Source organism: Brevundimonas pishanensis (assembly GCF_022750635.1).
GTDB classification, from domain to species: domain Bacteria; phylum Pseudomonadota; class Alphaproteobacteria; order Caulobacterales; family Caulobacteraceae; genus Brevundimonas; species Brevundimonas pishanensis.
In genome coordinates this window covers 68609-89975 of the sequence record NZ_JAJKBG010000007.1, presented here as the reverse complement: position 1 = coordinate 89975, position 21367 = coordinate 68609, and the positions used below count along the sequence as shown (strand labels likewise).

At 61.7% G+C, this 21367-nt stretch carries 19 protein-coding genes; 7 read left to right on the top strand and 12 right to left on the bottom strand.

Annotation, left to right across the window (positions count from 1 at the left end):
• Window positions 1-6 precede the first annotated feature (6 nt).
• The 3 genes from LOX95_RS12975 to LOX95_RS12965 are packed head-to-tail and all read left to right on the top strand — an operon-like array spanning window position 7 to window position 2014.
• Window positions 7-579, top strand: a complete 573-nt coding sequence (locus LOX95_RS12975) for a sigma-70 family RNA polymerase sigma factor (RefSeq protein ID WP_242915300.1) — start codon at window positions 7-9, stop codon at window positions 577-579.
• Window positions 576-1214: a cadmium/peroxide/UV radiation responsive anti-sigma factor ChrR gene (gene chrR / locus LOX95_RS12970; protein ID WP_242915298.1), complete on the top strand. Its 639-nt coding sequence runs from the start codon at window positions 576-578 to the stop codon at window positions 1212-1214. Before LOX95_RS12975 ends, chrR begins: the two co-directional genes overlap by 4 nt.
• A complete protein-coding gene (locus tag LOX95_RS12965) occupies window positions 1211-2014 on the top strand; it encodes a DUF1295 domain-containing protein (protein ID WP_242915296.1) in 804 nt (267 codons plus the stop codon). Before chrR ends, LOX95_RS12965 begins: the two co-directional genes overlap by 4 nt.
• Here LOX95_RS12965 and LOX95_RS12960 read toward each other — a convergent pair.
• Window positions 2011-2418, bottom strand: coding sequence for a DUF2177 family protein (locus LOX95_RS12960; protein WP_242915294.1), 408 nt, complete (start codon window positions 2416-2418; stop codon window positions 2011-2013). The two genes, LOX95_RS12965 and LOX95_RS12960, sit on opposite strands and share 4 nt — an antisense overlap.
• Before the next feature lie 159 nt (window positions 2419-2577).
• On the opposite strand from LOX95_RS12960, the gene LOX95_RS12955 reads away from it, so the two are divergent.
• Both LOX95_RS12955 and LOX95_RS12950 read left to right on the top strand, forming a co-directional pair.
• The gene (locus LOX95_RS12955) at window positions 2578-2985 is read left to right on the top strand and encodes an OsmC family protein (protein ID WP_242915292.1); all 408 of its coding nucleotides are present in this window, start codon (window positions 2578-2580) and stop codon (window positions 2983-2985) included.
• A gap of 122 nt (window positions 2986-3107) precedes the next feature.
• Entirely contained in the window at window positions 3108-4139 is a 1032-nt protein-coding gene (locus LOX95_RS12950; protein ID WP_242915290.1) for a helix-turn-helix transcriptional regulator, read from the top strand.
• A 52-nt stretch (window positions 4140-4191) separates the two neighbouring features.
• On the opposite strand, the gene LOX95_RS12945 is transcribed toward LOX95_RS12950, so the two are convergent.
• The 10 genes from LOX95_RS12945 to tpiA all read right to left on the bottom strand — a co-directional run bounded on the left by LOX95_RS12945 (window position 4192) and on the right by tpiA (window position 17472).
• Complete coding sequence (locus LOX95_RS12945) at window positions 4192-5364, bottom strand: acetyl-CoA C-acyltransferase (protein WP_242915288.1); 1173 nt, start codon at window positions 5362-5364, stop codon at window positions 4192-4194.
• Between the two features lie 3 nt (window positions 5365-5367).
• Window positions 5368-6255, bottom strand: coding sequence for an SDR family NAD(P)-dependent oxidoreductase (locus LOX95_RS12940; RefSeq protein WP_242915287.1), 888 nt, complete (start codon window positions 6253-6255; stop codon window positions 5368-5370).
• 79 nt (window positions 6256-6334) lie between these two features.
• Window positions 6335-6964 carry a TetR/AcrR family transcriptional regulator gene (locus LOX95_RS12935; RefSeq protein ID WP_242915285.1) on the bottom strand — a complete coding sequence of 210 codons (630 nt, stop codon included), beginning with the start codon at window positions 6962-6964 and terminating at the stop codon, window positions 6335-6337.
• Between the two features lie 95 nt (window positions 6965-7059).
• Entirely contained in the window at window positions 7060-8652 is a 1593-nt protein-coding gene (locus LOX95_RS12930; protein ID WP_242915283.1) for an AMP-binding protein, read from the bottom strand.
• Window positions 8643-10280 (bottom strand): carboxylesterase/lipase family protein, encoded by a 1638-nt coding sequence (locus LOX95_RS12925; protein ID WP_242915281.1) that lies wholly within the window; start codon window positions 10278-10280, stop codon window positions 8643-8645. The genes LOX95_RS12930 and LOX95_RS12925 overlap by 10 nt, the downstream gene beginning before the upstream one ends.
• On the bottom strand, window positions 10277-11593 hold the full coding sequence (locus LOX95_RS12920; RefSeq protein WP_242915279.1) for a spinster family MFS transporter: 1317 nt from the start codon (window positions 11591-11593) through the stop codon (window positions 10277-10279). Before LOX95_RS12920 ends, LOX95_RS12925 begins: the two co-directional genes overlap by 4 nt.
• A gap of 2 nt (window positions 11594-11595) precedes the next feature.
• Window positions 11596-13866, bottom strand: coding sequence for a TonB-dependent receptor (locus LOX95_RS12915; protein ID WP_242915277.1), 2271 nt, complete (start codon window positions 13864-13866; stop codon window positions 11596-11598).
• 567 nt (window positions 13867-14433) lie between these two features.
• Window positions 14434-16086, bottom strand: a complete 1653-nt coding sequence (gene pyrG, locus LOX95_RS12910; protein WP_242915276.1) for a CTP synthase — start codon at window positions 16084-16086, stop codon at window positions 14434-14436.
• 129 nt (window positions 16087-16215) lie between these two features.
• The gene (gene secG / locus LOX95_RS12905) at window positions 16216-16647 is read right to left on the bottom strand and encodes a preprotein translocase subunit SecG (RefSeq protein WP_242915273.1); all 432 of its coding nucleotides are present in this window, start codon (window positions 16645-16647) and stop codon (window positions 16216-16218) included.
• Between the two features lie 75 nt (window positions 16648-16722).
• Complete coding sequence (tpiA, locus tag LOX95_RS12900; RefSeq protein WP_242915271.1) at window positions 16723-17472, bottom strand: triose-phosphate isomerase; 750 nt, start codon at window positions 17470-17472, stop codon at window positions 16723-16725.
• 219 nt (window positions 17473-17691) lie between these two features.
• Here tpiA and LOX95_RS12895 point away from each other — a divergent pair, with 219 nt between their 5' ends.
• Window positions 17692-19623, top strand: a complete 1932-nt coding sequence (locus LOX95_RS12895) for a peptidylprolyl isomerase (protein ID WP_242915269.1) — start codon at window positions 17692-17694, stop codon at window positions 19621-19623.
• Window positions 19623-21179, top strand: a complete 1557-nt coding sequence (gene trpE / locus LOX95_RS12890) for an anthranilate synthase component I (protein WP_242915267.1) — start codon at window positions 19623-19625, stop codon at window positions 21177-21179. The genes LOX95_RS12895 and trpE overlap by 1 nt, the downstream gene beginning before the upstream one ends.
• Here trpE and LOX95_RS12885 read toward each other — a convergent pair.
• Entirely contained in the window at window positions 21176-21361 is a 186-nt protein-coding gene (locus tag LOX95_RS12885; protein ID WP_242915265.1) for a hypothetical protein, read from the bottom strand. The genes trpE and LOX95_RS12885 overlap by 4 nt on opposite strands.
• Between the last annotated feature and the right edge of the window lie 6 nt (window positions 21362-21367).

Below are 21367 nucleotides of genomic sequence, written 5' to 3'. Positions count from 1 at the left end.
TCCGGGATGAAGTCCGACGCCTCGGATCCCCTCTTGTACGACCGCCTGATCGAAGCTGTGGCGCTGCGCCGTGATCGCGAGGCCTTTGCCAGCCTGTTCCAGTATTTCGCGCCCCGCCTGAAGGCTTGGCTGATGAAGTCGGGTGCGACCGCCGCCGCTGCCGAAGACTTCGCACAGGACACCCTGCTAACGGTTTGGCGAAAGGCTGATCTGTTCGACGCGCGGAAGGCCCGCGCCTCGACATGGATTTTCACCATCGCCCGCAATCGCAGGCTGGACATGATGCGCCGCGACGGGCGTGCAGCACAGTTGCCTGAAATCACCTTCGTCGACGAGGACGTCGAGCGTCCGGACGATATTCTGGTCGCCTCTGATGAAGCACGCCGCGTGCGTCAGGCGCTGGCCCAGCTAAAACCCGATCAGGTGGAAATTCTGAAACTGGCCTATTTCGCCGACCATCCCCATTCCGCCATCGCGCAGCAGCTCGACCTGCCGCTCGGTACCGTCAAATCCCGTATAAGAAACGCTGTAATCAAATTACGCGCCCTTCTGGAAATCCAGAAGGAGGCATCGCAATGAACCTCGCACATAATCCCTCCGAAGAGCGCCTTCTAGCCTATGCAGCCGGAAGTCTCTCGGCCCCCGAGGCCGTGGTCGTCGCCGCGCACCTGGCCCTTCGCCCTGCCAATGATGAATGGGTGCACACCCTAATGTCGGTCGGCGGAAGCCTGCTGGAAGACAGTGAGCCCTCTCCCCTGTCGAATGGCGCACTCGCAGACGCCATGGCCCGCATCGAGACCGATACAGGTGTGTGCGACGTTCGCCCTGCCCTCAACGACATGCCCGAGCTGCCGGAACCCTTGCGCCGTTACGCGCTCGGGCCGTGGCGATGGCTCGGTCCCGGCGTTCGTGCCCGCGAAGTCCACGCTCCGCGTGATGGCAACTGTCGAGTGATCCTGCTCAAGATCGATCCGGGTCGTTCGACGCCGCGTCACACCCACTGTGGTGTTGAACTGACCTGCGTGTTGCAAGGGGCATACGCCACCGAGACTGCAACCTTTGGCGTAGGCGATCTTGAAGAGGCGGACGAAGATACCCTGCACCAGCCTCGCGTGGTGTCTGACATTCCGTGTCTGTGCGTCGTGGCGCTGGATGGCGAAATCCAGCTGGACGGCTGGTTGGGCCGTCTGATGCAGCCGTTTGTGAAGCTGTGACCGGCCTGCTGCTTCTTTGGGGGGCAGCGGCTGCTGTGTTGGCCGTCGTTATGACGGCTGCATTCGTAACCCAGCAACGCACGGGACAAGGCGGCTGGGCCGATGCCTTCTGGTCTTTCGGTCTGGGCGCGGCGGGCGTGCTCGTCGCCCTTTATCCATTGGGGGGCGGAAATCCGTCGCCCCGACAGTGGCTTGTCGCCGCGCTCATTGCGGCATGGGGTATCCGTCTGGGCTCCCATATTGCGCAACGCGCCGCAAGTGAGGGCGAAGATGCTCGCTACGCCCGCCTGCGCGAGGAATGGGCAGATAGCTTCGGCCCGAAAATGTTCGGCTTTTTGATGCTGCAAGCCGGCGCAGCGTCCGTTCTGGTCCTGGGAATACTAGCCGCAGCTCGCAATCCAGCTCCCGGATTAGGCGTACAGGATGTCGCCGCAACGTTGGTGTTCGTCCTCGCAATCGTTGGAGAGAGCACAGCTGATCGACAGCTTTCGCGGTTCAAATCCAACCCCGCAAACAAGGGCAAGATTTGCGATGCCGGACTGTGGGCATGGTCACGGCATCCGAACTACTTCTTTGAATGGCTAGGATGGTGTGCCTGGCCGATCTTCGCGATCAATATGGGCGGAGACTGGCACTGGGGTTGGCTCGCGCTAATCCCGCCCGTGTACATCTATTGGCTGCTGAATTCGGTGTCGGGAGTACCGCTGGTCGAAGCCCATATGCAGCGCACGCGGCCCGAGGCGTTTGCCCGATATGCTGCGCGTACCAGTCGCTTTTTCCCCCGCCCGCCTGCCTCCTAGAATAATCGCAGCAAGCGGCCGGCGAGTGCGCAGGCGATAGCGGACGAGCCGGCACTGACGGTCATGCCCCACGCCATGTCGATGACCGCCAGCTTCACGCTCCACGTCTTCAGCGTCGCCAGATTGGTGAGGTCATAGGTGCCATAGGCAAACAGACCGAACAGGCCGCCCCAGATCAACGCCTTCTTCCAGCCGCCTTCGGCCAGACCCGGCGCGACCGCAAACAGCGTCAGGCCTGCGGCGTACAGGGCGTAGAAGACGATTGCCGGGACCAACCGGAAATTGTCCGCCAGCATCGAACCGATCAGCGGCCTGTACAGGCGATCTCCCATAATGCCGAGCCAGGTGGTGTCGATCACGGCAAAAACGGCCAGCGTTGTGACGAAGGCGACGACATAGTTCATTGATCTGCTCCCTAAATGTCCCAGCCATTACGTCCGGCCCGTAAGCATGGATCACCGTAGCGGCAAACCCGACCGAACGCTGCGACACTGGAACGGATGGCACACTGTGGCGTAACAGTGGGCTCAACCTTAGCCAATCCAAACCCGGGAACGCAGCGCATGGCCATCGCCCACGCCAAAATCGGCAACACACCCTACCGTACGGAAATACGGTCCGGTGCAGAGTTGGAACATGTCCTGATTGCAGACGAACCATCGCGTCTGGGCGGAGCCAATGATGGTCCGGCACCATTCGACCTGCTGATATCGGCACTGGGGGCGTGCACGGCGATCACGCTCAAGATGTATGCGGAAAAGAAGGGCTGGCCCCTGCAATCGCTCGATGTGAAACTTGAATACAAGGGGTCGGACGGCTCCCCGCGCATCGACCGTATTCTGGTTCCGCAGGGCGATCTGGACGAAACGCAGTTGGCGCGTCTGGCGGATGTGGCCGAGCGCACGCCTGTGACGCTGGCCATCAAGAACGGCGTGCCTGTCCACACGACATTGCAGTCTGAGGGACAATAGACCCGCGCACCGGGTACAAAAATCGGTTACTGCAAAGCCGGATCGAGTATCGACGGTTTGCTGCGCCGATATCAGCTATTCCAGCGTAACCGTAGGTGTTTCCAGTGCCCCGATTAGAGTTGATGACTTGGGACGTATCAGCCCAGGACCTGCCCGACGCCTTCGAGCGCTACGTGCTGGGGATGGCCGATATCTATGACGTCAGCGGTGTAAGCGACGAAGATCGCGCTAACTTCTTCAACACGTCCATCAGTGTGATGAGCCCATTTGGCGCGATTGGCGAAGGTCGCTCGGTGCGACAAACGCTGTCGCGGGATAAAGCCCTGTTGCGTCGGTCAGGCGTCGACGGCTTGAACCTGCTGATCAATGCCGCCGCGCTCGTCGGTGATGCCGATGGTCGGACCGTGAGGGCCGAACCCCATGCCCTCCAGATCCGTGACATGGGCAGACCCGCTGCGTCGCGTCTGGACTCGCTTGACGTGCTCAGCCTCAAAATCCCGCGCAATCTGGCTCCACCCGCACTTCTCACTAGGGAAATGCATGGGACGGCGATTTCACCGTCCGTCGCTGGAGCGCGCCTTGTACGGGCTCACATGCGGGCCATCGTCAATGACCTGCCTCATCTTTCGGCAGATGTGCTGGATGCCGCCATTCAGGCGTTGCTCAGCCTTACGGGCCGTGTAGTAGGCGTCGAAAGCGCTTTCGCACCGGAAGAGCAGGCATCCCTCCAGCGAACCGTGCGACAGTCCGCCGTTCAATATATCGAGCAGTGGCTCTCTAGCGGCGCAATCGACATCGAGATCGACACGATGGCCAGTGCCATCGGGATCTCGCGCGCCACGCTGTATCGGGCCTTCGACGCAGGCAGCCGCGGAGGCGTTGGCCGTTATATCCAGGATCGCCGCCTGCATTACGCGCGCGAAGCCCTTCGCCTAAGAACAGACGGAAGCCGTTCTATCGGGGAAATCGCCTCAAGCTACGGCTTTTCCTCATCCAGCCACTTCAGCCGGATTTTCCGCGATCGGTACGGCTATTCGCCCTCCGAGGTGCAGCCGCATAAACCCGATAGCCGCGTCACCATGTCGGACGGCCCGATCCGCCATGACCTGCTCAGCGCATGGCTCAGCGAGCTGAGAAGCGGGCCCGAGACATAACAAGGGGCGCAGCCGACAATCGACTGCGCCCCCTACCCTCATAGTCGTAAGGTTACAGGATCTCGAACAGACCCGCGGCACCCATGCCGCCACCGATGCACATGGTGACGACCGCATAACGTGCCTTACGTCGACGACCTTCGAACAGGACGTGGCCCACCATACGCGAGCCGGACATGCCATACGGGTGACCGATAGAGATCGCGCCACCATTGACGTTCATCTTGTCGATCGGAATGCCGAGATACTTCTGGCAGTACAGTACCTGTACCGCGAAGGCTTCGTTCAGCTCCCACAGGTCGATGTCGTCGACCGTCAGGCCATGACGCTCCAACAGACGTGGTACAGCGGCGATGGGACCGATGCCCATTTCCTCGGGGCCCACACCGGCTACAGCCATCCCGACGTAGCGACCGAGGGGCTGCAAACCGCGTCGTTCGGCTTCCTTGGCTTCCATCAGCACACAGGCCGAAGCGCCATCGGAGAGCTGGCTGGCGTTGCCTGCCGTCACGATCCCGCCCGGGATCACTTCACGCAGACCTTGAAGTCCTTCCAGTGTGGTTTCAGGGCGGAAGCCTTCGTCACGGTCAAGCGTCACATCCTTGTAGGACACTTCGCCTGTAGCCTTGTCCACGACCTTCATGCGCGAGGCCATCGGTGCCAACTCGTCGGCATAGGCACCGGCTGCATAGGCCGCAGCGGTCCGCTGCTGTGACAGGAGGCCGTACTCGTCGCACTCCTCCCGCGAGATGGCATAGCGTTGGGCGACGATCTCGGCGGTGTTCAGCATCGAGATGTAGGCGTCAGGTGCCTTCTCGAGCACTCTCGGATCGGTCTGGACGCGCATCTCTGCGGTCTGGACCAGCGAGATGGATTCCACGCCGCCACCGATGGCGATCTGCATCTGGTCGGTGATGATCTGCTTGGCGGCGGTGGCAATAGCCATGAGGCCGGACGCGCACTGACGGTCCAGCGTCATACCCGCAACCGTTACGGGGAAGCCGGCGGCCAGAACCGCATTGCGGGCAATCGTGTGCTGAACGCCCTGAGGCATGGCACAGCCCAGAAGGACGTCTTCGATCTCGCCGCCTTCCAGACCGGCACGGTTGGCCGCCTCGCGAAGCGCGTGGGCCGCCAGCGTCGGCGAAGGTGTGTCGTTGAACGCGCCACGATAGGCACGGCCAATCGGCGTGCGGGCGGTTGAAACGATGACTGCATTTCTCATGATTTATCGCACCGTGACAGGGCCGGCGGCACCCGCCGCAGCCAGTTCTTGAGCCGCCTGCTGGAATCCAAACTCCGGCACGCGCTCGCGGCTACGATCCGATGCCTTGTCCCAGTTGGCAATGAGCTTTTGTCCAGCTTGTTCATCATCGCCCAGATAGACCCCCTCGGTCAGGGTGATGTGCGCAGTGGCAAAGTTACCTGCACCGGCGCACAGGATAGCGCGCGTGGGCGCATCGTCTTGCACAAGCGCCAGCAGACCCGGGCTCACCAAGGCCGGATTCAAAGCCTTGAGCGAGTCATCCGACAGCACGCCGCTGGTCATCTGGGTGGCCGCAGTCGGTGCGAGGCTGTTGACGCGAATGCCGTATTTCTCGCCTTCGATGGCTAGCGTCTGCATCAAGCCGGCCAGCGCCATCTTGGCCGCCCCGTAGTTGGCCTGACCGAAATTGCCGTACAGACCCGAGGATGACGTCGTCATGACGATGCGGCCATAGTTCTGCGTCCGCATGATCTCCCATACTGCCTTGCAGCAGATCGCTGCGCCCATCAGGTGCACGTCCACCACCAGACGGAAATCGTCCATGGTCATCTTGGCGAAGCTCTTGTCGCGCAGGATGCCCGCATTGTTCACCAGAATGTCGATGCGCCCCCACTGCTGCATCGTTGCGTCGACCATGGCCTGAACCTGATCCACGTCCGAAACCGAGCCCGCAGCGGCCATCGCCTCGCCGCCAGCCGCAACGATTTCGTCCGCAACCGCCTGCGCGGCGGCCAGCGTCAGGTCGTTCACAACGACCTTTGCCCCCTGACTAGCCAGATAAAGCGCATGGCAACGACCCAATCCGCCGCCTGCGCCGGTTACAATGGCAATACGTCCCTGAAGCAACATGTCCCGCCCCTTTAGATATTCATTATTGTGTGAGTGAAGATGGAGAACGCTGGTACGTCGGCCTCCTAGTCCCCACGGATTAGGTCTTGGCGCGTCTCGCGCAGATATCGAGGAAGCCTGCGGCCATGAAACTGGCCATCCGCTCTTTGACGGCGATGAAATCGTCCGAGCGGCACTTGCCCCCCGAAAGCTTGTCGATACGCCCCGTCCGCGCCAGCGTCAGCATCAGCGCGCCCGTGACGAAGTGGTAGCCCCAGAAGATGTCTTCTTCCGCACAGTCCGGCAGAGCCTGTTTCAGCAGATTGATCAGGCGCAGAACCACCGGATCAAAATGCTGGTCCATCATCTCGGCCCCCCATTCGGGCGTGTTGGCCACCTGCGCACCGAGAGCGGCATAGTTGCGCCAGCCCTCCCCGCCCTCGATGTACAGATCAAGGTCGGTATCAAGGAAGGCGCGCAGAGCCCCCTCGACAGTCGGCTTGCCTGCGGCCTCCGCTTCATAGTTCGCCAGGGCCGTCATACGGCGCTCGGCTGTGACGGTGGCGCGACGGGCGAAAACCGCGTCAAACAGGCGCTTCTTGTCCTCGAAATAGTAGTTCAGCAGCGTGTGGTGCACCCCGACCTTGCCCGCGACGTCCTTGAGCGTGACACCGTAGAGGCCATGACGCGAAAACAGCTCCTCTGCCGCGTCGAGGATCTGTTCGGTCATCTCGGCGCGCTGTTCGGCTTTGGTCGGTTTTCGTCTTGTCTTGGTCGTCGTGGTCAAAGGTCACTCTTGGGGGTTGCTGATCTACTGGCGCGAGATCACGCCTTACCGAACTCTGCTCTCAGTCGAAGCTTATCTATCTTGCCGGTTGCCGCTAGTGGCATTTTTTCTAGGCGTACAACGGCATCCGGTATCCACCACGACGCGACATGGCCGCGCAGCGCCGCCAAAAGCTCGTCATCGTCAGACACCGCATCCACCGCAGTTTCGACCAGCAGGATGGGACGCTCGCCCCATTTGGGGTCGGATCGTCCGATAACCGCCGCAAGCGATACGCCCGGAAGCGCCCCGACGATGGCCTCGATTTCGGCAGGATTGATCCATTCGCCACCGGACTTGATCAAGTCTTTGGCCCGTCCGGTGATGGTGAGATTGCCATCATCGTCAATGCGCGCCAGATCGCCGGTCGCGAACCAGCCTGCATCGTTGGTCGCCTTGTCGGACTGACCGAAATAGCGTTCGACCACAGCGGCACCCCTGACCTTCAAATGTCCTTCGGCCCCGCGTTGTTGGGCCAGTGGCACGTCGTTCTCGTCAGTCAGCAACAGATCGACACCAACCGCCGGACGACCGGACAAGGCTGCGGAACGGTCCGCGATATAGGGAGGAGCCACCGTGCCGGACGGCGACAACTCGGTCATGCCCCAACTGGTCTGGATCGTGACACCTAGTCGGCTCTCGATCCGCTCCATCAAGGCGGGAGCCAGCGAAGCCCCGCCCATGATGATCCGCTCCAGCGACGGAAGTTCGATGCCGCTGGCTTCGACATATTCTAGCAACCCCAGCCAGACTGTCGGAACACCAACGCCGATGGTCACACCTTCAGCGGCAATCAGCTTGGCCAGACTTGCGCCGTCCAGATTGCGTCCGGGAAGGATCAGCCCCGCGCCGACCGCCGCCGTCGCAAACGGGAGGCCCCACGCATTGGCATGGAACATGGGCACCGCCGCAAGAACCCTGTCACGTCCAGTAATGGCCATGACCTCTGCCTGTAGAATTCTGAGCGTGTGCAGATAGCTGGAGCGGTGGGTATAGGTGACGCCTTTAGGCGCTCCGGTCGTGCCGGAGGTGAAGCACAGGCCACAAGGTGCCGTCTCCGGGAACTGCCCCCACATAACGTCGGCCCCCTGCCCCGCCAGCAAAGGCTCTAGAGCCTGGATGGTGGTCGAGCCCGTTTCCCCTTCGAACCCGACCACATCCAGCACCAGTACATCGACAAGCTGCGGCGACAGGGCCGAAATCTTGCGCGCCAATGGCACAAGATCGGGACTGACGAAGACGATGCGTGCCTCGGACTGATGCAACATCTGCGACAGCTGTTCCGCCGTCAGACGCGGGTTCAGCGTATGGCAGATGCCCCCCATGCCCATGATCGCGAACCACGCCTCGACGTGGCCTTGCGTGTTCCACGCCAGTGTCGCGACACGGGTACCCTGCTCGACCCCGAAGGATTTCAGCAAGGCAGATACTCTCAAACTACGCGTACGCAGGTCACTATAGGTCACGCGCGTAATCGAGCCGTCGTCAAGGGCGGTCACCACCTCGGACTTCGGGCACCATTTGGCGGCATGATCCAGAAACTGGTTCAGCGTCAGGGGAAAGGACTGCACATCCCCGTCAATCATTTGCATGAACCGTTTACTCCCTCCGGTGCCCAAAGCCCGACGTTCCAGTTCCAGGGAATTCCCCCCTGCTGGATACGGCGGCAGACCACCTCCTCATTCAACTCGTACATGCCGGGGGCTTGATCCCTCCCGACGCTCAACTCGTCACCGATCAGCAGATAGCTTTTGTCGGTGCCATAGGCGGGCCACTGCGGACCGTTGTTGGACGCAGGCTCCCCCGAGCGGGCAAAGCTGAGCCAGTAGTCGCCCAGAGCCTCGCTGATCCGGCCTTCTGCAACCGTCACCTTGGGGCGCGGCCACATCACCGGCGTTCGGTCAAAGGTGCCAAACACATAGGGGATTTCCGCCGCATGGAAGGCTTCCAGCCCCGCAGCGGTCGCCGATGGATAGGCGTGATCGAAATAATAGAGGAAGCCCTGCTGGCCGGTAGCGGTCTGCTTTTTCACCAGCCGGTGTGCCGTCCAGCCGTAAAGCATATCCCGCACGGAGGTCTGGACGCTTTCGGCCATGTCCGCTGACGGATTCAGGCGAAGGAACTCGTCTGCCAGATCACCATATCGCGCACGAATGGCCTTCTCGTAGTCGTCGGCGCTTTTGGGCGGCAGGGGTGCTAGGAAGCGCAAGGTGCGGATTTCGCCTTCGTTATAGCCCGCGAGAACCGGCACCTGGGCCTGTTCGCCGCGATCAAACGTATCGACCAGTTGCCGCGTCAGGATTTCACCATCGACCGCGCCCCATGGTCCGAAGGCATTGGCAATGGCCGCGAGCGTCAGCTCATTGGCATCCATTGCCCGCAGACCTGCGAGATCGCGCCCCAGTTTCTCGCCAAGCAGACGCCCGCCCTCTTCTGCGGGCAGCTCGCCGTGGGTGCTGCCGCGGAGTTCGGGGGTCGAAATCATATAGGCGCTTTGCAGAATGGCCTTGTGGAACAGGCCCCGCGCCTTCGGGGTCGCCATCAGATACATGACGCTGAGCGCACCGGCGGATTCACCGGCAATGGTCACGTTTTCCGGATCGCCGCCGAAGGCCGCGATATTGTCACGCACCCATTCCAGCGCCCGTACCTGATCCAGCAGGCCATAGTTGCCAGATATGTTCTGCGGGTTCTCGGCGCTCAGTTCCGGATGGGCCATATAACCCAGCACACCGAGGCGATAGTTGATCGTCACGACCACCGCATCCCGGCTCGCCAGCGTGTTGCCGTCATACATGGCCTCATGGCCTGCGCCGGTTACCAGACTGCCGCCGTGGATCCAGACAATCACCGGGGCCTTTTCAGCCTTTTCCGGTGCCCAGATGTTCAGGAACAGGCAGTCCTCGTCGATCTTTTCCAGCGGCGAGGCATAGATGCTGCCCGGACGGGAGATGGGCTGGATACACGCCGCGCCGAACTGGCTGGCGTCACGCACTCCGTCCCACGGCGCGATGGGCTGAGGCGCACGCCAGCGCCCATCACCCACAGGCGGTTGCGCATAGGGCAGTCCCTTGAACGAAACGACGCCCTCGCTGACCTGCCCCTCGACTGCACCAGCCGGAGCCCGCACCACGACGCCCCCATGCGCGGAAGTCGCAAGGATTGCGCTGCCCATGAGAGCCAGAAGCACGCGGTTAGACATCTTGCGATGGTCCATCATGCACGCTCCTTCTGTTCACGGCTCAGACGGCGGGCGAGGATCAGGAAGATGGCCGACGACAGCACGTAGAACGGCGTCAGCGTATAGAAGGCCATTTGCAGCGAGGTCTCGGGGTTGCTGCGTGCGAAAAAGTCGCTGGCCAGGCCCAGATAGGTCGGACCAAATCCTAGACCGATCAGGTTCATGATCAGCAGCAGGATAGCGCCCGACAGCACACGCTGGCGCGGCTTGACCTCTTCCTGAACCAACGCCACCGAAGGCGTCAGATAGAAGTAGTTGAGGCACAGAGGCAGGGCGAGGAAGGACAGCGAAACCTGCCACGTCTCGGCCCAGACAAAGCCGATGAAGCACGGGATGGCCAGCAGCAGGGCAATGCCCGGCAGATAGCCATAGGCAGCCTTGGACGTCGCCTTCAGCTTGTCCAGCAGACGGCCCGACAGATACATGCCCGCGCAGATCGAGATACCGACAACGATGGCGTAGAACACCGCCACCTGCTCCAGCGTCATGCCCTTTTCGCGCATCAGGAACAGGGTGGCGAAGTTCAGCGTGCCATAGGTGATGAACTGGTTTGCGCCGCTACCGAACGAGGCCAGCATCAGGTTCGGCTTGGTGACGAACATCTTGCAGGTCGCCCAGAACTTGCCGTCCTCGACATCCTGCGCCTCGGCCTCTGCCGAGACCGGCTTGGGATCAAGTCCGCCGCGCTCCGGCTCCTTGACGATGAGGAATACCGCAATGGCGGCCACAATGCCGACCACACCAAGGAAGATGAACGCCAGACGCCAGTCATAGGCCGCCGCAATAGAGGCACCAAACGCCACGCCCAGCGCCTGCCCGATGGGCGGACCAAGGTTGAATAGCGCCAGCGCGCGACCACGCATCGACGGCGGGAAATAGTCGGTAATGATGGCGTAGGACGGCGGAACCCCGCCGGCCTCGCCCACGCCCACTGTCATGCGGGCCAATACAAGTTGCGGATAGCTGGATGCCACGCCGCACGCCACCGTCGCCAAACTCCACAGACCACAGGCAAAGGCTAGAACCTTGACCCGGTTGGTCCGGTCGGCGAGCCAGCCGACCGGAATGGAGATGGTGCAATAGAACAGGGCGAAATACAGACCGCTGATCAAACCCAGCTGACCATCGGTAACGCCCAGTTCGTCCTGAATGGGCTTTGCAAGGATCGACAGAAGCTGCCGGTCTAGAAAGTTCAAGACATAGACAAAGCAAAGGATGCCCAGAACCAAGTAGGCCCCTTTACGCGGTGCAGGCTCAGCCCCTGCCAGCGGTGGCGTTGCGACGTAGCCCATGATCAGAACTCGTAGCCGACGCGGACGCCGAAGGTGCGCGGACGCATGGTGCCGAAGCGGCTGGCGAGGAAGGCCTCGGGGTGGACGTAGGTCACGGAGTGATCATCGAACAGGTTTTCCACGTAGAAGCCGACCGTCAGGTCGTTCTTCGCCACGGCAAAGCTGGCGTTCACATTCTGGTACTCGTCGGTGTGGCCATAGGTCGACTGAACCACGCCCGGCTGGCCCGGAACGTTCGGGAACAGGCCCGGATACGAGCCGACGTGCTGGACCACCATCGAGACATTGCCTTCCATCTCGTTCGGCAGAGCAAAGCGGTAGTCGACGTTGAACGCGCCCTGGAATTTCGGGCTCGACAGTTGCGCGCCCAGAACAGCGCCCGAAATGGCGGCCTCTTCCGGCGACAGTTCGGTCACCTTGGAGCTGCCGATCGAGCCGGTCAGACCCAGCGACAGACCTTCCAGCGGGAAGGTGCGGACTTCGAATTCCAGACCCTTGCTCTCGGCCTTGCCAATGTTGGTGGCGAACTGCACCGAGTCCGAAACGCGGTTGGCCTGCACCTGAATGTTCGACCAGTCGATATAGTAGGCAGCAAGGTTGGCGTACACCAGACCATCGAAGAAGCGGCCCTTCAGACCGATTTCGAAGTTGGTCAGATCGTCCGATTCCGCGCCGTCCGGAATGATCAGATCATCCGGATTCACCAGGCTGGGACGTCCGCCGTAAGCGTTGACGATCGGGGTACGGAAACCGGTCGAAACGGTCGCATAGGTGGTCAGGTCGGTGTGCGGCTTCCACGTTACGCTGATCTTGAACGACGGCTTGGAGCCTTCGGCCTTCAGGCCGGTCGCCTCTTCGATGGGCGTGATCGTCAGCGGGCCGGAAATGCCATACAGCGCATTGACCAGATAGTTGCTGTTATAGCCGCCAGCCTCGGTAAAGCCCTGTGCCGACACCTCGCCATAGCGCATGCCGCCGGTCAGCCAGAACTTGTCGTTGAAGCGATAGGTCAGCTCGCCGAACGCAGCCAACTCGTGCGAGTCTATGTGCGTGTACATACGCTGGTAGTATTCGTCCGGCAGACCGGTGATGCCTCGCGCAGCAAGGAACTCGGGGCTGGAGCGGTAGAAGTAGTCCACGTCCAGACGGCGCTTCAGATAGAAACCACCAACGACCCAGTCGAACTTGCCACCGGCATCCGAGGCCAGACGCATTTCCTGCACAAAAGTGCGCTGATAAGCATCGGCATCCAGAGCAAAGGCAATCGCGCCACCGAAGGTGCCGGCCAGGTCGAGGTAGAATTTCTGGTCGAACTGCGACAGCGTCGAGGAGCTGGTCAGCTTGGCCCCGTTAAACTGGTACTCGGCGGTGACGTTGCCGGTCGTCAGCACGCCCGAGAAGATGTCCGGACGGTCAGATACGCGCTTGTTGCGGCCCAGGGACGGGTCGACCAGGCTCGAATCCTTGGGTTCGGATTCCTCGTATGACAGGGTGCCGCGCAGCGAGAAGCGCTCGCTCGGCTTCCACAGCATCGAGCCGCGGATACCCGAGTTGATGAGGGTGTTGGAGTTGGTCTCGCCGGTGCCGAGGTTGTCGGTGTAACCCTCTTCGTCGCGGTGGAAGGCCACGACGCGCAGCGCAAGCTCGTCCTCGATCAGCGGCACATTGACCATGGCGTTGTAACGCTGGCGGAAGCTGTCTGCGCCGGTCATGCCGTAGTCGACCAAAACGCCGGCGCTATAGCCGTCCAGTTCCGGAGCCTTGGTCAGGATACGCAGCGCACCGGCCAGCGAACCCGAACCGAACAGCGTGCCTTGCGGGCCGCGCAGGAACTCCACGCGCTCGACGTCGAACAAGGTCGGGTCGATGACGGTCGTGTTGCCGATGGTCGAGATCGGCAGCTCATCGATATAGATGGCTACCGAGCTTTGCAGGTTGGCGTTATAGCCGTTGGTGGCGATGCCGCGTGCAGTGAAATTGTTGAAGTTGGCAGTCGGCTTGTTCAGCACGACGCCCGGCGTTTCGCGGGCCAGCCCCTCGTAGCCCACGATCCCCTTCTTGGTCAGCTCCTGCTGGGAGAAGGCCGTGATCGAAAGTGGCACATCCTGCAGACGGGTCGCGCGGCGGGTGGCCGTAACGACAACTTCGCCGACTTGTGTCGCCTCTTCGGTTTGCTGGGGTGCCGATGCGCTCTGTTGCGCAAGAGCGGGCGTCGCGGCTGCTGCAAGCGACAAGGCACCCGCACACACCGACATCATCATGTGGTTCTTCATAATCCCTCCCGTGATGCCGCTCTTATGACGGCGTTCTCGAGATAAAACCGTAGCCATAATTTCCGTAACGTCAATACTCACTCTCGTCTGTGTGAATATCTTGGCGAGATGCGCGTCGCCCGGCGCGCTAACGTGTGGAGCCACCTGAGGAATAAGGGCCAAATGGCAAAAAACCGCGGCCTGAACGGCAGCGGCTTGGACGGGCGTATCGAAATGAACGGGAGAAAAATCTGGCTGGGCCACTCACTCCCCCAAGCGAGTGGCCCAGCCACTGGATTCGGTGAATCGGGTGTCTTGCGACAACGACCGAAACTCCCCCCTCCAGCTGCCCAGCGCCTAGGCGCTATGCAGGTTTCTGAGGATATGCAGCACCAGGCTGCATACCAATATTGTTCCCGCGCCGCACACCGACAGGATTACCATCCGTGCGTTGCGATGCAGAAAATAGAGAACAGCCCCCACCATCCTCTCCTCCTCGCGAGTGTGTGGATATGAAACACAACACCGCGAGTGCCGCAACCCGTATGCCATCTTAAAAACGTTACGATACGGGAAACGGCTCACGCATTAGACGAGACGGCTCTGCACAATCGCGGCCTGCACGAAACTGGCGAACAGGGGATGCGGCTTGAAGGGGCGGCTCTTGTACTCGGGGTGGTACTGAACCCCGATAAACCAAGGGTGATCGCGACGTTCGACCGTTTCCGGCAGCACACCATCCGGAGACAGACCGGCAAAATAAAGCCCGCCCTTTTCCTCGATAGCTTCGCGATAATTGATGTTCACTTCATAGCGATGACGGTGGCGCTCACTGATGTGGGTGGTTCCATAGATGCGCGCGATCAGCGAATCATCTGCCAGCGTCGAATCATAGGCACCCAGACGCATGGTGCCGCCCAGATCGCCGCCCTGCTGACGCAGCACGCGCTGGTTACCTTGTGACCACTGGGTCATCAGGCCGACCACGGGCTCGTCCGCCGGACCGAACTCGGTCGACGTCGCCTTGGTGTAGCCTGCCAGATTGCGTGCAGCCTCGATGACCGCCATCTGCATGCCGAAGCAGATGCCGAAATACGGGATCTTGTTCTCGCGCGCATAGCGGGCCGCCTGGATTTTGCCCTCTGCGCCGCGTTCGCCAAAGCCGCCCGGGACCAGAATGGCGTGCGCGTTTTGCAGACGGTCAGCACAGGCCTGCGGATCACCTTCAAAGGTATCCGCCTCGACCCAGTCGATGTTCACCTTGACGCGGTTGGCCACGCCACCGTGCATCAGGGCTTCGATCAGCGACTTATAGGCGTCCTTGAGGACGGTATATTTGCCGACGACCGCAATGTTCACTTCGCCTTCCGGCTGAAGGCGGCGGCGGACGATTTCTTCCCAGCCTGCCAGTTCCGGTTCGGGCGCGTCGTTTACGCCGAAGTGCGCCAGCACCTGCGTGTCCAGACCCTCGCGGTGATAGTCCAGCGGCACAGCGTAGATGTCTGCCGAGTCCATCGCCTGAATGACGCTGTCCGGACGGACATTACAGAACTGGGCGATCTTGCGCTTTTCGTCGGCGGGGATTTCAGCCTCGCAGCGGCACAGCAGGATGTCCGGCTGAATACCGATGGAGCGCAGTTCCTTGACCGAGTGCTGCGTCGGCTTGGTCTTCATCTCGCCAGCGGTCTTGATGAAGGGCAGCAGCGTCAGGTGCACAAAGCACGACTGACCGCGCGGCAAGTCCTGACCCAGTTGGCGGATGGCCTCGAAGAACGGCAGGCCTTCGATATCGCCGACGGTGCCGCCGATCTCTACCAGCACGAAGTCCACGTCCTCGCCCTCATCCGTTTTGGCCGGATTGAGGACGAACTGTTTGATCTGGTCGGTGACGTGCGGAATGACCTGCACCGTCGCACCGAGGTAATCGCCCCGGCGCTCTTTCTCGATGATCGTCGAGTAGATGCGGCCGGTGGTGATGTTGTCGGACTTGGCGGCCGAAACACCGGTGAAACGTTCGTAATGGCCCAGATCGAGGTCCGTCTCTGCGCCGTCGTCGGTCACGAACACCTCACCATGCTGGTAGGGCGACATCGTACCGGGGTCGACGTTCAGATAGGGGTCGAGCTTGCGCAGTCGAACCTTGTAACCGCGCGCTTGAAGAAGCGCGCCAAGAGCGGCGGAAGCGAGGCCTTTACCAAGGGAGGAAACCACGCCGCCAGTGATGAACACATATCTAGGCATGGGCGGGAACCCTAACCCATTTCGCCGCGCGCGTCAGCCGAAAAGAGTTAGACCATCGGCTTGTTCACAACAAAAAAGAGGCGCTCCGTTGCCAGAGCGCCTCTCTTAAAGTCGAGTTTTTCCAGTTTCTTACTGGGCCGGAGCTGCCGGTGCCGGTTGGGCCGGTGCGGCGGCTGCCGGAAGGCTGGCTTCCAGATCATCCAGCGACATAGTCGACGGTCGAGCCGGTGCCGGAGCGGCAGGTTGCTCGGCCTGCGGCTGGGCCGGTTCGCCGATAGCAATCGAGCCAACAGCATCGGCATCGATAACCGAGCGCGAGCCGCGCTCCATGTTGCCGGCGATGGTCAGGGCGATAGCACAAATGAAGAAGGCCCCGCCCAGAATGGCCGTGGTGCGGGTCAGCAGGTTACCTGCGCCGCGTGCGGTCATGAAACCGGAATTGCCGCCGCCCATACCCAGGGCACCGCCCTCGGAGCGTTGCAGCAGAATCACCCCGGTCAGTGCGACCGAGATAATGAACATTACGACGAGCAGGATGGTCTGAAGCATGGTGACATTCATGTGGGCGCGTGAGTGCGCCGATCAAGAGGCGGCCTCTAACATTGATAGCGGCGGGGAGCAAACCCCGCCGCTATATTAGACGGCGCGAATGATGCCGAGGAAGTCTTCGGCCTTGAGCGAAGCGCCACCGACGAGTGCGCCGCCGACTTCCTTCACGTTCAGGATTTCCTTGGCGTTCGACGGCTTTACCGAGCCGCCGTACAGGATCGGAGCCTTCTCGCCACCGGCACCCAGACGGGCCACGATGGCGGCGCGCACGGCCACGTGTACTTCTTCGATCTGTTCAAGCGTCGGGGTCAGACCCGTACCAATGGCCCAGACAGGCTCGTAGGCCACAGCGAACGGCTTGCACGACAGCGACTGCGGCAGCGACTGCATGACTTGCTCGCTGACAACAGCAACAGCCTGACCGGCATCGCGCTGTTCCAGCGTTTCGCCCACGCAGATAATCGGCTCCAGACCAGCCGACAGGGCAGCATCGACCTTGGCGGCCACATCGGCGTCGGTTTCACCAAAACCGGCGCGGCGCTCGGAGTGGCCCAGAATGACGAGATTGGCTCCCGCATCGGCAACCATCTCGGCCGACACCGAACCGGTGAACGCACCGCTAGCAGCCGCGTGGCAGTCCTGACCGCCCACTTCGATGGCCGAGCCACCCAGTGTTGCGGCCATACGATCAATCAGAGTAGCCGGCGGGCAAAGGGCGACGCGGCAATTTGCGGCTTCGGCATCCAGAGCGACGCGCAGGGCAGCAGCCTCTTCAAGGCTCTCCCCCACACCATTCATCTTCCAGTTGCCAGCGATCAGCTTCAGAGATTCGGTCATGGCCTCTTTAAGCCACACCCCCTGCCCCGCGCCAAGCCAGTGGCGGGCTGGACAGAGCGGCTTTTTCGCGCAGCCCGTATAAATGTGCGGTTGTTCACGCCGCAGACAGAACCCCGCACCCAATTATACGGTCTGGCCGCTTGCAGCCCCCTAGCGACTAACCCTATACGGCAGTCTAGCGCCCTTCTGACGCTGGTTTCCGACAGGTTTCCCGACATCATGATTACCCTGTTCCGCAACTTCTCTAAGTCGAAATGGGCTGTGGGCCTCTTCGCCCTTATTATTCTGAGCTTCGTCGTAGTTGGCGCTCAGTCTGACATCTTTGCCAACTTGGGCCCGCGCCATGTCGTGTCCGCCGGTGAGCGCAGCGTGAATGCTGCCCGCTTCCGCGCCGACATGGAACGCGTTCGCGCCAACATCAGCGAACAATCCGGCAAGAACGCCACCTTCGAGGAACTGGCCGCCCAAGGCTATGTGAACCAGTTCCTCGAGAGCCAAACCATGCGCATGGGCTTCTCGGCCTGGGCATGGAACGCAGGCATCCGTCCGGGCAAGGACTTGATCGTCGCCGAAATCCGCAAAATTCCGGGCTTCTTCAACCAGATCACCGGCCGTTTTGATGAAGCGCAGTACCAACAGGCGCTGTCTCAACAGAACATGACGCCGGAGATGTTGGAGCAGGAACTGCGCGACCAGTACACCTTCCAGCACTTCGGTAGCGCGCTGGCTGCCGGCGTTCGTCTTCCGAAGGCCTATTCGGCACTGATGGCCGCTGCATCCACCGAGACCCGCGACGGCGCATGGTTCAACGTCACCCAAGCTATGGCTGGTACCGCCAAGGCTCCGACCGATGCTCAACTGACCGCCTTCATGAAGGAAAACGAAGCCCAGCTCCGTATGCCGGAATTCCGTCAGGTGTCGCTGGTGCTGTTCACGCCTGGTCCGAACGACGCCAAGCCTGCGATCACCGAAGCGCAACTGCGCGAACGCTTCGAGTTCCGTAAGGACACCATGGCCCAGCCGGAGAAGCGCAGCTTCGTCCTGCTGACTGTCCCGACCCTCGAAGCTGCCCGTAAGGTCGCTGGCGAGCTGCGTGCCGGTAAGCCGGCTACGGAAGTCGCCGCTGGCGTTCGCGTTCAACCGGCTCCGTACAACAACACCCCGCGCACTGCGCTAGGCGATGCCAAGATTGCCGAAGCCGTGTTCGGTCTGGCCGCTGCTGGCGTCACCGACCCGATCCAGGGCACCGTTGGCTATACGGTGGCACAGGTTTCGGCCATCCAGCCGGGCCAAGCCATCACCTTCGAGCAAGCCCGTCCGGAACTGACCCGCGAACTGCAGGTCGAAGCTGGCAAGAAGATCGCCTATGACCGCGTCAAGGCGTTCGAAGATGCCCGCACCCAGGGCAAGTCGATTGCCGACGCCGCCAAGGCATCGGGTGCCCGTATCGCCCAACTGCCGCCGTTCACCCGTCAGGGCCAACTGCCGAACGGACAGCCGTACAACCTGCCGCCGGCAATCCTCGAAACCGCCTATGCCCTGACCAAGGGTGGCGAGTCCGACGTCATCACCGCCTCCGAGGGCGAGTATTTCGCCCTGCGCGTCGATGAAGTGCGTGAATCGAAGCTGCCGGAACTAGCCGAACTGCGCCCGATGCTTGCCCAAGCCTGGACCCAGCGCGAGAACTCCCGCCTGCTGACCCAGAAAGCTGATGAACTGAGCGGCCGCCTGCGCGCCGGTGAAGACATCACCGCTGTGGCTGCATCGGTCAACGCGACCGTTCAGGTCCGTACCAATGTGGCGTCTGACCGCGCTTCGCAGGAAGCCAATGGCGTCACCGCTCTGCGTGGTCTGTTCTCGACTGCCAAGGGTCAGCCGTTCTCCAACGCCGGCGACCAAGGCTTCGTCGTCGGTAAGGTCAACGCCATCCATCCGGCCAACGCCGCCAACGCTGCCCGTCTGGTCGCTCCGATCAGCCAGCAGATGAGCGAGGCCTGGGCCAATGAAGCGGTCGAGACCGCCCTTCGCGCGGCCGCTGCCAAGATCAAGGCCAAGAGCGATCTGGGCGAAGCCTATCGCGCCCTGGGTATTGATGCACCTGCGACGCCTGCTGCTCCGGCAGCAGGTGCGGCACCTGCCCCCGCCCAGTAATGACACAGGTAGAGCGTACCGCGTTCGTAGAGGGACTGGCAGCCGGGAAGACCCAGCTGCTGGTCCGTCGCCTGATCAATGATCTGGAGACGCCCGTCTCGGCCTATCTCAAGGTCGCCCACGGTCGTCCCTACGCCAGCCTTCTGGAATCTGTAGAAGGTGGCGCGGTGAACGGTCGCTATTCGATCGTCACCCTCTCGCCGGACACGGTCTGGCGCTGCCGCGATGGTCAGGCAGAAATCGCCCGTGGCGATGCCATCCTCTCCGATACATTCACGCCCGAAGAGCTGCCCGCGCTGCAATCGCTGCGGGCGCTGATCGCGGCCAGCAAGTTTGATCTGCCCGACGATCTGCCGCCGATGGCTGCGGGTCTGTTCGGTGTGTTCGGCTATGACATGGTACGCCTGCTGGAACCGCTGGGTCCGGCCAACCCCGATCCGCTGAACCTTCCGGATGCTGTTTTGGCCCGCCCGGGTCTGATTGCTATCTTTGACTCGGTGAAGCACGAGATCGTGCTGGTCGCTGCGGCCTATGCCGACACGGCCACCGATCCCGAAGCTGCGTATGCCGCTGCCGTCTACCGCATCGAAGAGTTCGAGGATCGACTGCGCAGCCCCATGCCGATCCAGCGCGAGCCGGAGTTCATCCCCGCGCCCGAGTTCAAGTCTCCGGTTGACGGTGATGGCTATGCCGCCATGGTCGCCAAGGCCAAGGACTACATCACCGCTGGCGACATCTTTCAGGTCGTCCTCGCGCACCGCTTCTCGGCCCCGTGGAATCAAGACCCGTTCGCATTTTACCGTGCCCTGCGTCGCGGCAACCCGTCCCCTTATCTCTTCTATCTGGACTATGCGGGCTTCCAGCTTGCCGGCTCCAGCCCTGAAATCCTTGTGCGTCTGAAGGATGGTCGCGTCACCATCCGTCCCCTGGCCGGTACCCGCCCGCGCGGTGCCACGCCGGAATTGGACAAGCAGCTAGAGGCCGAACTGCTGGCCGACCCCAAGGAACTGGCCGAGCATCTGATGCTGCTGGATCTTGGCCGTAACGATGTGGGCCGTGTCTCGGCTCCCGGCACGGTCGAGGTGACGGAGAGCTTCGTCGTCGAGCGCTATTCGCAGGTCATGCACATCGTTTCCAACGTGAACGGTCAGGCTGATCCCAAGCTGGATGCGGTGGACACCCTGCTGGCCGCCCTTCCCGCCGGTACCCTGTCGGGCGCGCCCAAGGTGCGTGCGATGGAGATCATCGACGAGCTGGAAACCGAAAAGCGCGGCGTAGGCTACGGCGGCGGCGTCGGCTACATCTCGGCCAATGGCGAGGCGGACATCTGTATCGTCCTTCGTACCGCCATGTTCACCGACAACCGCATCTTCGTACAGGCCGGTGCCGGTGTTGTCGCCGACAGCGATCCGGCAGCCGAATACGCCGAGACGCAGGCGAAAGCCCGCGCCCCGATGAAGGCCGCCGAAGAGGCATGGCGATTCAACGCAACAACCCACGCGCAACCCTCGGTCACGACCAAGGGCGCGGCGGGATCTAACGACGTCGCCGCTTAAGGAGTTCTGGTGATGTCGGTTTGGTCCCTGCGATCTGGACCGGCATTCACCGTTCCGATCAGCAATAATCCCATAGCGGCTGCAAAGGCTGCAGCGACCAGCATGGGTGGTTTGGAGGGCGTGTCCATGCTCGATTCTTCGAGCAAACGACGCGCGTCGTGGATGGCTTCAATGATTTTCACAGCGGA